Source organism: Rubrimonas sp. (assembly GCF_036788415.1).
Classification (GTDB): domain Bacteria; phylum Pseudomonadota; class Alphaproteobacteria; order Rhodobacterales; family Rhodobacteraceae; genus Rubrimonas.
Window position 1 is genome coordinate 1 of sequence record NZ_DAIQNN010000071.1, and the last position, 15,341, is coordinate 15,341.

Here is a 15,341-nt window from a genome sequence, read left to right on the forward strand (position 1 = left end):
GTTGCCGCTGACCGTGGTGATCCCGACCAGCCGGGCGAAGACGCCCGCGACGAGTATCGCGATGGCGTCGTCGTCGCCCGGGTCGCAGTCCAGCAGCAGCTTGGGCTTGATCATCGCGCTGCGGCCTCTCTGTCGCGGCAAGCGCGGCTGTCGATCAGCCGGACCGGCGACCGACCATGGCAGAGATCACGCGCCTGCGTCAGGGCGCCATGACCCGTCGGCGCCGAGAACGGCGCCGACGATGCGCACGCCCGACGCCGCGTCGAAGACGTGGACACGGCTTCCCGGGCGCAGGGACAGCGCGACGCCACCACCCTCCGGCAGGGAGACATGCGTCTCGCGGCGGATCGTGCGCACGAGCTGACGCGCGATCTCGACGCTGTAGAGCGTCTCCGAGCCCAGCGGCTCCGCCGTGACGCAGGGCCCGGCGGCAAGCGCCGACGACGCGCCCTCGCCCGGGCCGATCTCCAGTTCTTCCGGCCGGACGCCGAGGACGACGGTCGGCTTGGAGCCCGGAAGCCGCCGGGCGAGCGCGGCGCCCGCGTCGCCGGTCATGGTGAGGCTCCAGTCCTGCCCCCGCAACGCGACGCCCTGCGGGTGCGCGACGACGTCGCCGGGCAGAAGGTTCATGGCCGGACTTCCGATGGTGCGCGCGACCGCGAGGTCGGCGGGCCGCAGGTAGACGTCCTGCGGCGTTCCAATCTGGGCGATGTCGCCGCCGGCCATCACCACGATGCGGTCGCCCATGGTCATGGCCTCGACCTGGTCGTGCGTGACATAGAGCGCGGTGGAACCCACCTTGCGCTGGATGCGCTTGAGTTCCGAGCGCATCACGACCCGCAGTCGCGCGTCCAGGTTCGACAGCGGCTCGTCCAGCAGCAGCACTTCGGGATCGCGGACGATGGCGCGGCCGAGGCTGACGCGCTGCTGCTGGCCGCCCGACAACCTGTCGGGCGTCTTGGTCAGATGCTCGGTCAGCTCGAGCATCTCGGCCACCTCGGACACGCGGCGGCGGATCTCGTCACGCGCGACGCCGGCCGATTCCAGCGGAAAGGCAATGTTTCCGAAGGCTGTCTTGTGCGGGTAAAGCGCGAAGTTCTGGAAAACCAGCGCTACGCCGCGCCGAGCCGGATGGATGTCGTTCACCACCCGGTCGCCGACGAGGATCTGTCCGGCCGTCACCCGTTCGAGCCCCGCGACCATGCGCAGCGTCGTAGTCTTGCCGCAGCCCGAGGCGCCGACCAGCACCATCAACTCGCCGGGCTCGATGCGGAAGCTGACCCCCCTCACGGCGTGGAGCCCGCCGGGATAGGTCTTCCAAAGCGCGCGCGTTTCGACCGCCAGCGTCATCGCGCCCGACTATCCCTTCGTCCCGCCGACCGCGACGCCGCGGATCAGGTGCTTCTGGCCAATCGCGAACATCGCGACCAGCGGCAGGATCGAGATCAGCACCGCAGCCATCAGCAGGTTCCACAGCACCGTCTCCTGATCCGAGAAGTCCGCCAGCGCCGTCTGGATCACCTTCATGTCGGCGGTCGAGGTCATCACCAGGGGCACGAGAAACTCGTTCCAGACCGCGGTAAAGTTGAACATGGCGACGACCGTCAGCGCCGGCGCCGCCAGCGGCAGGTATATCTTCCAGAAGATGGCGAACTCGCTGGCCCCGTCCATCCGCGCCGCCTCGACCAGATTGTCGGGCAGCATCCGCATGAACGACGTCATGAGGTAAGTGCCGTAGGCGGTGGCCAGGAATGGCAGGATCATCGAGGGGTAGGAATTCAGAATGCCGAAGCCCCCCACGCCGAGGATGTCGTTGCCCCCGGCGAGCGGAAAGCTGCGGAACATGATGAACAGGGGAATGATGGTCACATGCACCGGCACCATCAGCGTGGCGAGGATCAGCAGGAACATGGTCGTGCGCCCCGGAAAGCGCATCTTCGCGAAGGCGTAGCCCGCCAGTCCGTCGATGAAGACGATGCCGATGGTCGAGACGGAGGCGATGACGAAGGTGTTCCACATCGCCCGGCCAAAGTTGGTGACCTCAAAGACGCGGCGAAAATTGTCCCACCGCACCACGTCCGGCGCGAGCACGGGCGGCCAGGCGAAAACCTCGGTCGGACTGGAGAGCGCGAGCGACACGATCATCAGGAACGGGGCCAGGATGATGCCGCTCAACGCGATCAGCGCGACATAGATCAGCGCGCGGCGGGTGCGTCGAACCAGAGGCGGCGCGTAGTCGATCGTGCCCATGCCGCCCCCTTCAGCGCCTTCTGCCGCCGAGTTGGCCCGACAGCGTCAGCAACAGGAGCGACAGGCCCATGATCGCCACGAACAGCACGACCGCCACCGCCGCCGCGTAGCCCATGGCGAAGGAGCGGAACGCCTGATTGTAGGAGAACAGCACCGCAGTCGTCGTCGACCGGCCCGGCCCGCCGCCGGTCAGCACTACGACCTGATCGAACACCTGAAGGTTGAAGATCACCGCCGTCACGACGACGAACATGGTCGTCGGCGTCAGGATCGGCAGCGTCACCTGCGTGAAGCTGCGCCACCACGACGCGCCGTCCATGATCGCCGCCTCGCGCAGATGGTTCGGCACGCCCTGCAGCCCGGCGAGAAAGATGACCACGGAATAGCCCATCTGCCGCCAGACGCCGATGCCGATCAGCGTGGGCAACGCCTGGGCGCTGTTGCTCAGCAGGCCCTGCCGCTCCACCCCCAGAAGGCTCAGCAGGTAGTTGAACGGCCCGAAGGCAGGATTCATGATGTATAGCCACGCCACGCCGATTGCGACCCAGCTCGCCACCTGAGGCATGTAGAAGACGGTCCGGAACACCGCCATCCCGTGCAACCTGGTGTCGAGCAATACGGCGATCGCCAGCGACAGGACCGTGGCGGGAACCACGGTGCCGACCGTGTAGACGAGCGTGACGCGGAACGCATCCAGCGCCCGCGGATCGTTGAAGAGGCGCTCGTAGTTCGCCAGACCGATGAAGCGCGGCGGCTGCAGCAGCGAGTATTGCGTCAGGCTCAGATAACCGCCGTAGAGCAGCGGCGCGATTTTCAGCGCCAGAAACAGCGCCATGACCGGCAGGACGAAGATCAGTCCCCATCGCGCCTCCGCCGGGGTGACCCATTCGCCCCGGAACAAGCGCGGGCCCGGCCCCGCCATCTCCGCTCGCCTACCCTGCCCTGCGCCTCAGTTAAAGCCGATGCCTGACCGGTCGATGATCTCCGACTGGATCTCGCGCGCGGCGCTGTCCATCGCCGTCTGCGGGTCCATGCCGTTCAGCATCAGCTCGTCCAGCCAGACATTCAGGATCGCCTCGTATTCCGAGAAGTTCGGGTGCTTCGGATCGGCCGCGCCACCGGTCAGCGCCAGGTCGAGGTAGCGTTGCGCCAGCGAATTGGCCGCCAGATAGGGGTGGCCCTCCGGCAGGATCGCGCCGGGGATCGACCCCCCAAGACCGGCCAGCTGAACGATGATGTCAGGCTCGACGATGAGAAATTGCAGCAGCCGCGCCGCCGCCTCCTTGTTGCGCGAGGTCGACGTGATCGCGATGACATTCGCTCCCAGCCCGGCCCCGGCCATTTCCTCGCCGCCCTGCGGGCCCGGCGGCACCAGGCCGAGGCCTGCGTATTGCAGCAGGTCGGGAAACTCGTTCTGCCAGTTGCGGAAGGCGAAATTGTTGTAGACCATCGCGGTACGCCCCTGACCCAAGCCCACGTTGTCAGCCTCGATCGAGCGCGGCACGTCGCAACACTGCACCAGCTTCTGCAGGAAGGCCGCGGCCTCGACCGCCTCCGGCGCGTTCATCATGGCCGTCATGCCGTCGTCCGAGAACATCCGGCCGCCGTTCGCCTCGACCAGCCGGGTGAACAGGTTCGAGCGATTGAAGTTGAACGACGACGAATAGAAGCCGAGCTGCGTGATGGCGCCCGAAGCGTCGCGCACGGTCGCGGCCTCCGCCCAGCTCAGCCACTCGTCCCAGTTCTGCGGCGGGGCCGAGGCGTCGACGCCGCCGGCCTCAATGAGATCGGTCCGCCAGCTCAGAGCGTTCGCCGAGAACCAGGTCGGCAGCATCGACCAGACGCCGTTCCAGCTCGTCAGCTCGACGGTGGCGGGAACGAAGTCGTCGGGGTCGAAGAATGCGCCGTGGTCGGCGAGCAGCCCGCGCTCGGCGAAGCCCGCCACGAGGTTCGAAAACCCGAAGATGATGTCGGGCAGGGTGCCGCCCGCCGCAGCTGTCGCGATCTGCTGCTGGTAGGCGGACCACGCGGTGATCTCGTACTCGACCTTGATGTCGGGGTTCGCGGTCTCGAACGCGGGAATGAGGCGTTCGAGCACTGCGCCGTGCGCCTCGGGCGTCCCGTTGAACCACATGCGTATCGTCGTCTGCTGCGCAAGCGCCGAACAGGGGAGCGAGCCTCCGATCAAGCTGAGAAACGCGGTCGTCGCGAGCGCGTGTCGCATGGCTGTTTTTTCCATAGGTCGAATCCCTGATGACTCTAGTTCACGCTCTGCGGCGAAATCAGATCAATCCTTTCGGGAACTAACCGGGCGGGCAAGACCCAACCGCGGAAGACAGGGCGCATTTGCGCCGCTGCGCAAAATGTTGATCCCCATCACGCGTTCTGATCCAGGCCGGCCAAACTCTTTGCACATCGCCTATTGCCACGTGAACGACCCCTGTGTGCCCAACGCTGATAGAGCTGGGCCGCCCCGGCATGGCGCGTGCGTCCGCCGGGTCGGTCCGGAATGCTCTGGACTGAGAGAGCGCAGGAAGGCGTGGCTCTGGGACGGGCGAGCGGTTCCTGCGGGCCTGGCTCACGAGCGAGCGACCAAGATCCGAAGCTGAACGACGTGGCGAGGCCGGAATCGGGACAGCATCGATAACACCGCAGAAGGCGCGGAAGCTCGCTCCGTTGCCGCAGTGCTATTCACAGTCTTCTGACAACCAGAATCACCAATTAACCAGACATGGCACTCAAGAGCTTACCCCTCATGGGTTGGACAGGGCACAGTTTGGAGAATAATTTCAATCTTTTGCCTGCTGCTTGAGTTCATTGTTACAATGTCTCGCCCTCATCAATACGGTAGCCGAGATCGATAGAGGCAGGCTCGTGAGCAGCGCCGCCCAGACGCGCCAACACGCATTCAACCGCGAGGGACCCCATCTCGGCGCGCGGCGTGAAGACGCTGGCCAGCCGGGGCGTCATCGCCTGGCCGACGTCAAGACCGTGGAAGCCCGCCACCGAGATCGGGCCGGGCGCTTCAAGACCCCGGCGGCGTAGTTCGAAGCAGGCGCCGACCGCTATGTCGTCGTTGGTGCAGAACAGACCGTCCGCAGGCGCCGGCCCGTCGAGCAGGCTGGCGACCATGGTCGCCCCGAGAGCGAAGCTCGACTTTTCGGCGCTCTCCACCACCCGCGGCTCAAGACCGGCCTCTGCCATCGCGCGCGCATATCCGTCCTGCCTTTGCCGGGTGCGTGGGTCGAGCCTGACGGCTGCATAGGCGATGCGGCGGCGCCCGCGGGCGATCATGGCGCGGGTCATCTCATAGGCGGCGTCGACGTTGTCGAAGCCGACCGTCTGCTGCAGGGCGGGGGAGCGGACATCCATGATCTCCACCACCGGCAGGGCGGCGGCCTCGATCAGGCGCAAGGCGCGTGCGGTGTGCTCACGGTCCGACAGGATCAGCGCATCGACGCCATAGGACAGGAGCGAAGCGATCGCACGCTCCTCCGCCGCCGGATCGTAGCCGTAGTGGGCGATCATCAGGCGCCGGTCCGCCGCGTCCGCCGCATCCGTCGCGCCCGCCAGCACATCGGCGAACACCTGGTTGGTCACTGACGGGACTAGGATGCCGATGCTGCGGCTGCGCGCGCGCGACAGCATCGACGGCGCCCGGCTAGCGACGTAGCCGAGGGCGTCGGCCGCCTCGAGGATGCGCCGGCGCAGCGCCTCGGAGACGGCGGCGGGATTGCGCAGGGCGCGGCTGACGGTCATGCGGGTGACGCCGACACGGGCCGCCACATCGCCGAGGGTCGGCCGGCGGGGCTGATGCATCGCCGGCTCAAGCACGCGCCGCGCTCGACGACGGGGGATCGAGGGCGGCGAGGCAGCGCAGGGCGACGGCCTCGAGGTCGGCCTCGACACTCACCCGCGCCGCGCCCTCGTCGTCGGCCGGGGGCTCCAGATCGGCGAATTGGCTCAGCAGCATGGCCTCGCCCCCAAAGAAGTGCGCCTGCCGGGCGGCGAGGCGCTCCCGGATCAGGGCGAAGTCGCCGTGCAGGTGGATGATCTGCAATCCCGGCGCAGCCGCGCGCAGCCGGTCGCGGTAGCGGCGCTTCAGCGCGGAACAGGCAAGCACCGCCGCGGAGCGCTGCGCCAGCGCGGCCGCCAGCGCGTCGAGCCAGCCCGCGCGGTCCTCGTCCGTCAGGGGACGCCCGCCCGCCATCTTGGCCTTGTTGGCGGGGCTGTGGAAGTCGTCCGCGTCGAGGAAGGGGGCGCCGATCATGGCGGCGAGGCGGGCGCCGACGAGGCTCTTGCCGCTGCCCGACACCCCCATCAGCACCACCCTCACGCAGCGGCCCCCGCCCGCTCGAGGGTGGCCATGCGCCGGCGCATGCGCACCACCACCAGCAGCAGGAACAGCACGATTGCGACCAGCGCCAGCGAGAGGTTCGAGGACAGCATGTACTCGTGGAGCGGCATCCGCCGGGCGTTGGCGATGGTCATCGCGCGGGAGAGGTTGCTCTCGATCAGCGGGCCCAGGACGACGCCGATGATGATGGGCGCCAGCGGCACGTCCAGCCGCTTGAACAACGCGCCCAAGACACCCAGCGCGACCGCCACGCCCACGTCGAACACGCTGTTTCGCACGCTGTAGGCGCCGAACAGGGCCAACACCAGCACCGTGGGGGCCAGATAGCCCATGCGGACCTTGAGGATGTAGGAGAAATACTTGATCCCGAACGCGCCGATCAGGGTCATCGCGACCACGGTCAGCATCATGCCGAATAGGAACACATAGGCGACATCGGGTCGGTTCACGAAGAGCGACGGGCCGAGGATGATGCCGTGCACCATCAGCGCGCCGGCGATGATGGCGCTCGTGGGGCTGCCCGGCACGCCCAGCGCCAGCAGCGGCACCAGCGAGCTGCCAACCGTGGCGTTGTTGGCGCACTCGGCGGCGATGATGCCGTCGGGGTTGCCCTTCTCGAAGCTCTCCGGCGCGTCCGAACTCCGCTTGGCCTCGGCATAGGAGAGAAATACCGCAAGGGTCGTGCCGACGCCGGGCAGCAGGCCCACGAACGTGCCGATAGCGCCGGATTTCAGCAGCAGCACCTTGCGCCGAAGGATCGCGCCGATCACGGCCATGCGGGTGATTGTCTGGTCGACGTAGCCGCCGCCCGTCTCGTCCTTACGGCCAAGGTTCAGCAGCATTTCGGCGATGCAGAACAGGCCCAGCACCACCGGCACGACCGAGACGCCGAGCCGCAGCTCCGGGCTGCCGAAGGTGAAGCGCTGGGCGCCGGTCGTGCCGTCCACGCCGATGGTGGAGATCAGCAGACCGAACAGCACCGCGGAGGCCGCCTTGAGCAGGCTGCCCGACAGCGCGCCGACGATGATCAGCCCCGACAGCGCGATGAAGAACATCTCCGCCGGACCGAACTGCAGCGCGAAGCGCGCCAGCGGCGGCGTGAACAGGATCAGCACCAGCACGCCGATGAAGCCGCCGAACATGCTGGAGAAGATGGAGTAATACAGGGCCTCGCGCGCGCGGCCCTGTTGCGTCATCGGGAATCCCTCCATCGCGACCGGCGCCGCCACGACATCGCCGGGCACGTTGATCAGGATGGCGGTGATCGAGCCGCCATACATGCACCCCATATAGATCCCGCCCAGCAGCAGCAAGCCTACCTCGGGCTCCATGGCGAAGGTCAGCGGCAGCAGGAGCGAGATCCCAATAGCCCCGTTCAGCCCGGGAACGGCCCCGACCAGCACCCCGATCAGAACGCCCACGAACACCGCCAGCAGCACGCTGACGGAAAAGAGCTCGGCGATCAGGGCGAGGTTGTCCATGGACGATCCTGAGCGGGGGTCGGGGAGGCCCCGGCGCTCTGGCCGGGGCGGATCGCCTTACTGCTGGAAATGCTCGGCGTTGCGCTCGATCACCTCGGCGTAGGCGGCGTTGGAGCGCGCCACCATCTCGGCCGTCGCGTCGGCGCCGAGATAGCGATAGGGCAGCGACGCCGTCTCGAAACGCGCGATCATGTCCGCGTCGCCCGAGATCGCGTCCAGCGCCGCCACGAGCCGCTCGCGCACATCGGAGGGGATGCCCGCCGGCGCGACCAGCACGCGGCTGACGCCCATGTCCAGCGGCAGGCCCTGTTCCTCGAACGTCGGCACGTCCGGGAACATCGCCATCCGGTCGCCCGCGGCGAAGCCGATCGGCGCGCCGCCCGCGCCCACGATGTTGTCGTGGCTCATGGACGACGTGGAGGCGAGGTCGATGTGGTTGCCCAGCAGCCCGTTCATCAGCTCGCCGCCGCCGCCGTAGTTCAGCGGCGTCACCTCGATGCCGAGGCCATCGGCAAAGGCGAGGATGTTCAACAGCCCCAGTGCGCCCGACTGGCCGACGACCAGCGCGCCGGGGTTGGCTTCGCCATACTCCTTCAGCGCATCCAGCGACGAGAATGCGCTGGCTGGGCTCGCGAAGATGCCCATGGGCATGGCGTCGAAGCTGGCGAGATACTCGAAGCTGTCGCCACCGAATTCGGTCTCGCGGGTCTGCGACAGGACGAAGTTGTCGGGGTAGCCGAACACGCCGAGCGTGTAGCCGTCGGCGTCAGCCGCCGCCATCTCGGCAATGCCGATCTCGCCGCCGGCGCCCTGGCGGTTGACCACGTTGATGGTCTGGCCAAGCTCCGCCGCGAGCCGGTCCGCCACGATGCGCGCCACCGTGTCGCCACCGCCGCCGGGGCTGTAGGGGACGATCAGCGTGATGGCGCGCTCGGGGTAGTCTGCGAGGGCGGCGCCGCCGAGGGCGAGGGCGAGAATGCCGCCGAGGGCGGCGATCGGGGTCTTCATGGGGGTCTCCTCCAGGTTTTCGGAACGTTTCTTCGGCTGGCTGTCGGACCTCAGAACAGGGCGCCCGACGGCGCTGGCAGGCCCAACAGGGCGCTGAACAGCGTCCACATCGCCGCGGTCGCGACCGCGGCGAAGATGGCCGCGCGCAGGGCGAGACCCGGCGTCAGGGGCTCGCCCGCCGTGAGGGCGTGCGTCACGTGGAAAGCCGCGACGAGCAAGGGTGCGGCGACGTAGAAGCCGAAGCCGCGGAGCGTGGCGAACCCGACGACAAGGGTCAGCGACGGAACGATCAGCCGTGAGATCGCCCGCCGCCATCCGGCGTTCGCCTCCGCAGGGCCTGGCCTCAGCAGGGCGCTCAGGCTCAGGCCAACCCCGACAGCGCCGAGACACCAGACCAGGGCCATGGGAAAGGCTCTTGCGCGAACGGGAAAGCCCGTCGCCACGTCGCGGGCGAACAGCGCCAGCGCGACCAGGGCGACGCCGAAGGCGACCTCAGCGACACGTCGCGCCTCAAGCCGTCTTCCCCGGCCACCCGCCACGGCCCACCTCCAGCACCCAAACGACCTACGCCAAAGCCATTATGTTATGCGTAACATCGCCACGCTTCCCGCGCAAGGCGAGGCCGTGGCGACGCGCTGGCGCTGTCAGCCCTTCACCGCGCCTGCGGTCATGCCGGCCACGATGAGCCGATTGGCGACCAGCGAGAACAGGATCACCGGCGCCACGATCAGCGTCGAATAGGCGGCGATGACGCCGTACTCCGCCCCCTGCTCGAGCCCGCCGAGAAAGCGCGTGACGCCCACCGTCAGCGGCTGGGCGTCGGCGCCGGCGAGAAACAGCGCGAACAGGTATTCGTTCCACGAGATGATGAAGACGAGGATCGCCATGGCGGTGACGCCGGAGCGCACGACCGGCAAGGACACGGTCCAGAACAGCCGCCACGGGCCGCAGCCGTCGACGATGCCGGCCTCCTCGATTTCCTTTGGCACGGTGTCGAAGAAGCCGACCATCATCCATGTCGCGAAGGGGATGTGGATGGCGAGATGCGCCAGCAGAAGGCCCAGAAGCGAGCCCGACAAGCCGAGGTTCACGAACAGCAGGAACATTGGCAGCGCGAGCACGACATAGGGCACGAAGCGCATCGCCAAGACGGCGAAGGAGACGTTGGCGCGCACGCGCCCGCCGATCTTGGTCAGCCCGTAGGCCAGCGGCACGCACACCACCAGCGTGATGGCGACCGCCGCGACCGAGATGATCAGGCTGTTGGCGAAGAAGAACAGGAAGTCCCCGCGGTCGAAGGCGGCCGTGAAATTCTCCAGCGTCGCCTCGCGCAACAGCAGCAGGTCGAGCGGCCCGCGGAAAAGCGCCGTCCGGTTCAGCGCCGCGGCCAGCAACATGAGCGGCGGCACCAGCGAGATGACGAGCCAGACCGACAGCCCGGCATGGACCGCTACGGCGACCAGCCGCCGCTTCGCACGTCCGGTCACGCCCGCGCCTCCTGTCGCCGCCAGATGGTGATGTAGAGCCACGCGACCGTCGCCATGATGAGAAACATCGTGAAGGCGATCGTGTTGGCCATGCCCATGTCCTGGTTCGCGACGCCGCGGTTGTAGGCGAGAATGCTCAGCGTCGTCGTCGTCCGCCCCGGCCCGCCACCGGTCAGCGCCCAGATCATGTCGAACTCGCGAAAAGCGCTGGTCATGACGATGATCGACACAAACAGCATGTGCGGCCGCAGCAGCGGCAGCACCACATGCCATAGCGTGCGCAACGCCCCTGCGCCGTCGATGGTGGCGCTTTCGTAGAGTTCCTCCGGGATGGTCGTGAGCGCGGCGTAGAACACCAGCACCGCCAGCGGCGTGAGGTGCCAAGCATTGGTGAGCGTCACCGCCAGCAGCGCCAGATCGGGCTCCAGAAGCCAGAAGGTGTCCGGTCCGCCCAGCGCCGTCGCCAGCGCGTTCACCAGCCCGGTTCCGGGCTGCCACATGAACAGCCGCCACGCGATGCCGCCCACCACCGGCGTCATGACGAAGGGCACGAGAAACAGCGCGAGCCAGGTGCGCCGGCCGCGCACGAGCTTGCCGTTCAGCAGAAAGGCGACCAGCACGCCGAAGACGATCGCGAGCGCCATGTTGCCCAGCGTGAACAGCGCCGTCACCCGCAGCGCGCGGTTGAACAGCGGGTCGGCGAAGGCGCGCTGATAGTTCTCCAGCCCGACGAAGACCTGGTTGCGGAAATCGTAGAGGAACACGTCATGCAGGCTGTAGCGCACCGCCATGCCCAGCGGCACGCCGACGATGGCGACCATCACCGCGAGGCCGGGCAGGATGAACCACCAGCCCTTGGTGTACTTGTCGAGGCTCTGGGCCATCGGTCGGGGCTCCCGGCGGCGACGGGGGCGCGGGGCCCCCGTCGGTGTTCAGCAGCGGGTCACTGCACGTAGCCGGCGCGCCGGAACGCCCGCTTCATGTCGTCCACCCAGCGGGTCTGCGCCTGCTCCGGCGTCAGGTCGCCGCTGAAGGTGTCCGTGATGAAGTCGACCGTGCCCTGCCACATCACCGAGCCGTATTCCGGGATGCCCTGCCGCACGAACACCGCCTCCAGTGTCTGCTGGTAAGCCGGCAGGAACTTGTCGAAATAGGGCTGCATCTGCTGCAGTTCCGGGTTGGTGAAATGCGCCGCGCGGCTGAACTGATTGGACTGCCGCGCCCACTCGACCTCGTTCTCCTGCAGCATCCAGGTGAGGAACTTCACCGCCTCGTCCGCATTGGGGGTGTCGAAGACGAAGACGCCGCCGCCGCCGAGGAACGGCACACCCTGCTCGAAGCCGGCGATGTTGCCCTCCCACTTCGGCAGCGGCTGGTAGGCGACCTTCCCGGCGGCCTGGCCGGAAGGGTCCTCGACCGTGGCGACGCCCTGGGGCCACATCGTCGCCATCGCCAGCCGTCCGTCGCGGAAGAACTCCAGCCCCTCCAGGAAAGCCCAGCTCTGGGCCTCGCGCGGAGCGGCGGTCTTGGAGAGGTCGATGAAGTAGTTGGCCGACTCGACAAGGATCGGATGGCCGAGATCGGGCTCGAAGTTCTCGTCCCAGCCCTTCAGGCCGGTGGAGTAGAGCACGACGATATAGCTGCGCGCGATCCCCGAGCCCGAGCCGAGCGCGTCGGCCCAGCCATAGAGCGGCTGGGCCAGCGTCTCGCCGGCCACCGTGGCGCCGGCGGGGCGGGTGAAGAACTCGGCCACCTCGCGCAGCTCGGCCCAGGTGGCCGGGATGGCGAGGTCGCGGCCGAACCGCTCCCGGAACGCCGCCTGCTCGTCGGAGTGCTCGAAGAAGTCCTGCCGCGCGATCAGCATCGGCGCCGCCGGCGAGGTCGGCAGCGCGATCAGCTCGCCCGGCCGCGCCTCGCTACGCATGTGGCTCTCGACCACGAGGTCGGGATAGGCGGAGACGTCGAAGCCGTATTTTTCCAGCAGCGGCGTCAGGTCGATGACGTGGTCCTGGAAGGTGCCGAACCAGCCCGGCGAGTGGTAGCCGAGGTCCCACCGACCGGTGCCGCCGATCGCCTCGATGGCCATGCGGTCGCGCAACTGGTCCGGCGGCAGGATCTCGCCAACCACCCGTACGCCAGTCTCGGCCTCGTATTTCGGCGCGAAATAGTTGATCACCGCGTCGGCTTCGGAGCCCGGGTGCAGGGCCCAGCGCAGCGTCGTCTGCGCCTGGGCATGGCCTCCCGCCAGCAGCGCGCCGCCCAGCGCGATTGCGAACATGCTTCTCATGGCGTCTCTCCCCTTTGATCGGTTGGGGGGGCGCGTCACAGGCGCGCCCCGGTCTCGGCGTCGAAAAGGTGCAGGCGCTCGGGCTGGGCCCAAAGCCTGACGGTGTCGCCGATCTCCAGCGCCGGCCGGTCGCGCAGCGCGGCCGTGATCTCCTGGCCGCCGAAATCGGCGCGCACATGGGTCTCGGCCCCGGTCGGCTCGATCTGCGTCACGGTCGCCACGAAGCCGCCGTCCGCCAGCGTCAGATGTTCCGGCCGCGCGCCGAGCGCGACGCGCCGTCCCGCGGCGATCCGCGTCGGCAGGGGCAGGGCGCCACCTGCTGCGCGCAGGGCGCCGTCCTCCGTGGCCACGCCCTCGATCAGGTTCATCGCCGGCGAGCCGATGAACCCGGCGACGAACAGGTTGGCCGGGCGGTCGTAGAGCTCCAGCGGCGCGCCAAACTGCTGCACGACGCCATGGTTCATCACCACGATGCGGTCGGCCATGGTCATCGCCTCGATCTGGTCGTGCGTGACATAGACCGTAGTCGCACCGAGCCGGCGGTGCAGGGCCTTGATCTCGCCGCGCATCACCACGCGCAGCTTGGCGTCGAGGTTGGACAGGGGCTCGTCGAACAGGAAAGCCGCAGGGTCACGGACGATGGCGCGCCCCATGGCCACCCGCTGGCGCTGCCCGCCCGACAGCTGGCCCGGCTTGCGCGTCAGGAACTGATCGAGGCCGAGGATGTCGGCGGCTCGGCGCACGCGCGCGTCGATCTCGGCTCGCGCCTCGCCGCGCATCCGGAGCGCGAAGCCCATGTTCTGCGCCACTGTCATGTGCGGATAGAGGCCGTAGTTCTGGAACACCATCGCGATGTCGCGATCCTTGGGGTGGACATCGTTGACCACCCGCCCGCCGATCGCGATCTCGCCGGCGGTGATCTCCTCCAGGCCCGCGATCATGCGCAGAAGCGTTGACTTGCCGCAGCCGGAGGGGCCGACCATCACGACGAATTCGCCGGGCTCCACTGATATGTCGACACCGTGGATGACCTTGACAGGACCATAGGCCTTCTCGACGCCGCGCAGAGCAATACCGCTCATGCAGCCTGGAGCCTACTCATGGGGATCGCGCCTCCCTTTCGGCCCCGTCTGCGCGGAGGCCTCTTGTTGCTCTCATAATACCGATCGAGGACCTCGGCGCAATCAACACCGACCTCGCCGACACCGACCTCGCCTCGAGCGAGGGGGCTCAACCAAAGGTCGCCAGCATGTAGCGACGCAGCAGGCGATGTAACCAGCAGGACACGGCTCGACTGCTCCAGGTCTGACGGCGCGCCGATCTATTTTCGTGCTGCTACGAGACCCCCACTGCGCTGTTCACAGCTTTTGCACGCCCTCGCACCGATGACCACAACAGTCCAGGGTGCGGACCATCCGCTCGAGCAACCTCTACGATGACCGCTTTCGATCGGCGCGACCTATCGCTGCTCCCGCCAGTCGTGGGGCGGGCGACGCGGATGAGCCAGCGTGGGCGATCAAGTAAGCGTACAGGGCGGCGCTGCTTGCTACTGTGCGTCCTCCGTGCATGGTAAGGGGAGTGGGGTATTCACCCATCACTGTGGACCTGCGCGCATGCCTATTCGCGGACTGCCATGACGCAGACTCTGCGAGGACGCCCCCCGACAAGAGGAATCGCTGCCATGAGTCTTTTTCGGGCCGTCTACTCATCCAGGCCTTTCGGCTTCGACGAAGGCATCCTTTTCGACATCCTGAGCGAGGCGCGGCGGGCAAACACCCGTGACGGCGTTACCGGGGCGCTCATCTGTCGAGCGGACATATATCTTCAATGGCTCGAGGGCCCCGAGAAGCAGGTCAAAGCAACGTTGGAGCGCATCAAAAACGACGACCGCCACCTCGAGATGAAGCTTCATGTCTCAGAGAACGCCTCCGAGCGGATCTTTGGCGACTGGTCAATGCTGCACGACCCTGCGACGACCTGGACGTGGTCGCAAAAGGAAGTCGCGGATGGCGCTGTTGATCGCGTCACGCCGGAGGAGATGACGGCTCAGTTTCTCAGAATTCGCAGCAAGTGCACCCACCAGGCCGACGAGGCGCGATTGCGGTAGCCGAGTTCGACACAACCGCGACGTCGGATATGATCGAATCCATCGCTCGCCCATTCACAGCCTCGCCGCCCAGACCCTGAACCGCCCCTGCCCGGTGATCTCGCGCGCGAGCCCCGCGCGCTCCAGCCGCATCAGCACGCGCAGCGCGGCGTCGTCGGAGAGCCCCAGCGCGCCGGCGGCGGCCGGGGCGGAGACGGCCGGCCTCTGCGCGAGGAGCGCGACGGCCCGGGCCGGGGTGGCGCCCTTCATCGCGGCGGCGGCGGCCTCGGCGCGGGCGCGCCAGGCGGCGAGATCGTCGATGAGCGCCATCGCGTCGCGGGTCCCGTCGGCTACGTCGGCGAGGAAGGCCGCGAGCCGGGCCTCG

15 protein-coding genes are annotated in these 15,341 nt (G+C 67.8%); 1 reads left to right on the forward strand and 14 read right to left on the reverse strand.

Annotated features, from left to right (window positions below; translation table 11 throughout):
- Positions 1-186 precede the first annotated feature (186 nt).
- The 13 genes from V7Q31_RS13895 to V7Q31_RS13955 all read right to left on the reverse strand — a co-directional run bounded on the left by V7Q31_RS13895 (position 187) and on the right by V7Q31_RS13955 (position 13,952).
- Positions 187-1,350 carry an ABC transporter ATP-binding protein gene (locus V7Q31_RS13895; protein ID WP_333834461.1) on the reverse strand — a complete coding sequence of 388 codons (1,164 nt, stop codon included), beginning with the start codon at positions 1,348-1,350 and terminating at the stop codon, positions 187-189.
- A gap of 9 nt (positions 1,351-1,359) precedes the next feature.
- Entirely contained in the window at positions 1,360-2,250 is an 891-nt protein-coding gene (locus tag V7Q31_RS13900) for a carbohydrate ABC transporter permease (protein ID WP_333834462.1), read from the reverse strand.
- 10 nt (positions 2,251-2,260) lie between these two features.
- On the reverse strand, positions 2,261-3,172 hold the full coding sequence (locus V7Q31_RS13905) for a carbohydrate ABC transporter permease (RefSeq protein WP_333834463.1): 912 nt from the start codon (positions 3,170-3,172) through the stop codon (positions 2,261-2,263).
- A gap of 27 nt (positions 3,173-3,199) precedes the next feature.
- The gene (locus V7Q31_RS13910) at positions 3,200-4,474 is read right to left on the reverse strand and encodes an extracellular solute-binding protein (RefSeq protein WP_333834464.1); all 1,275 of its coding nucleotides are present in this window, start codon (positions 4,472-4,474) and stop codon (positions 3,200-3,202) included.
- Between the two features lie 596 nt (positions 4,475-5,070).
- Positions 5,071-6,069 (reverse strand): substrate-binding domain-containing protein, encoded by a 999-nt coding sequence (locus V7Q31_RS13915; protein ID WP_333834465.1) that lies wholly within the window; start codon positions 6,067-6,069, stop codon positions 5,071-5,073.
- Between the two features lie 7 nt (positions 6,070-6,076).
- Positions 6,077-6,586, reverse strand: coding sequence for a gluconokinase (locus V7Q31_RS13920; RefSeq protein WP_333834466.1), 510 nt, complete (start codon positions 6,584-6,586; stop codon positions 6,077-6,079).
- Positions 6,583-8,088: a tripartite tricarboxylate transporter permease gene (locus V7Q31_RS13925; protein WP_333834467.1), complete on the reverse strand. Its 1,506-nt coding sequence runs from the start codon at positions 8,086-8,088 to the stop codon at positions 6,583-6,585. Before V7Q31_RS13925 ends, V7Q31_RS13920 begins: the two co-directional genes overlap by 4 nt.
- Before the next feature lie 57 nt (positions 8,089-8,145).
- Positions 8,146-9,096: a tripartite tricarboxylate transporter substrate binding protein gene (locus V7Q31_RS13930; RefSeq protein WP_333834468.1), complete on the reverse strand. Its 951-nt coding sequence runs from the start codon at positions 9,094-9,096 to the stop codon at positions 8,146-8,148.
- Between the two features lie 50 nt (positions 9,097-9,146).
- Positions 9,147-9,635, reverse strand: coding sequence for a tripartite tricarboxylate transporter TctB family protein (locus V7Q31_RS13935; protein ID WP_333834469.1), 489 nt, complete (start codon positions 9,633-9,635; stop codon positions 9,147-9,149).
- A 105-nt stretch (positions 9,636-9,740) separates the two neighbouring features.
- Positions 9,741-10,583 carry a carbohydrate ABC transporter permease gene (locus V7Q31_RS13940; RefSeq protein WP_333834470.1) on the reverse strand — a complete coding sequence of 281 codons (843 nt, stop codon included), beginning with the start codon at positions 10,581-10,583 and terminating at the stop codon, positions 9,741-9,743.
- Positions 10,580-11,467: a carbohydrate ABC transporter permease gene (locus V7Q31_RS13945; protein WP_333834471.1), complete on the reverse strand. Its 888-nt coding sequence runs from the start codon at positions 11,465-11,467 to the stop codon at positions 10,580-10,582. The genes V7Q31_RS13940 and V7Q31_RS13945 overlap by 4 nt, the downstream gene beginning before the upstream one ends.
- 59 nt (positions 11,468-11,526) lie before the next feature.
- Positions 11,527-12,870: an ABC transporter substrate-binding protein gene (locus V7Q31_RS13950; RefSeq protein ID WP_333834472.1), complete on the reverse strand. Its 1,344-nt coding sequence runs from the start codon at positions 12,868-12,870 to the stop codon at positions 11,527-11,529.
- A gap of 35 nt (positions 12,871-12,905) precedes the next feature.
- The gene (locus V7Q31_RS13955; protein ID WP_333834473.1) at positions 12,906-13,952 is read right to left on the reverse strand and encodes an ABC transporter ATP-binding protein; all 1,047 of its coding nucleotides are present in this window, start codon (positions 13,950-13,952) and stop codon (positions 12,906-12,908) included.
- A 599-nt stretch (positions 13,953-14,551) separates the two neighbouring features.
- On the opposite strand from V7Q31_RS13955, the gene V7Q31_RS13960 reads away from it, so the two are divergent.
- Positions 14,552-14,977, forward strand: a complete 426-nt coding sequence (locus tag V7Q31_RS13960) for a BLUF domain-containing protein (protein WP_333834474.1) — start codon at positions 14,552-14,554, stop codon at positions 14,975-14,977.
- 54 nt (positions 14,978-15,031) lie between these two features.
- Here the strand turns inward: V7Q31_RS13960 and V7Q31_RS13965 are convergent.
- Positions 15,032-15,341: helix-turn-helix domain-containing protein (locus tag V7Q31_RS13965; protein ID WP_333834475.1), on the reverse strand; the 310-nt coding region annotated here is incomplete at its 5' end.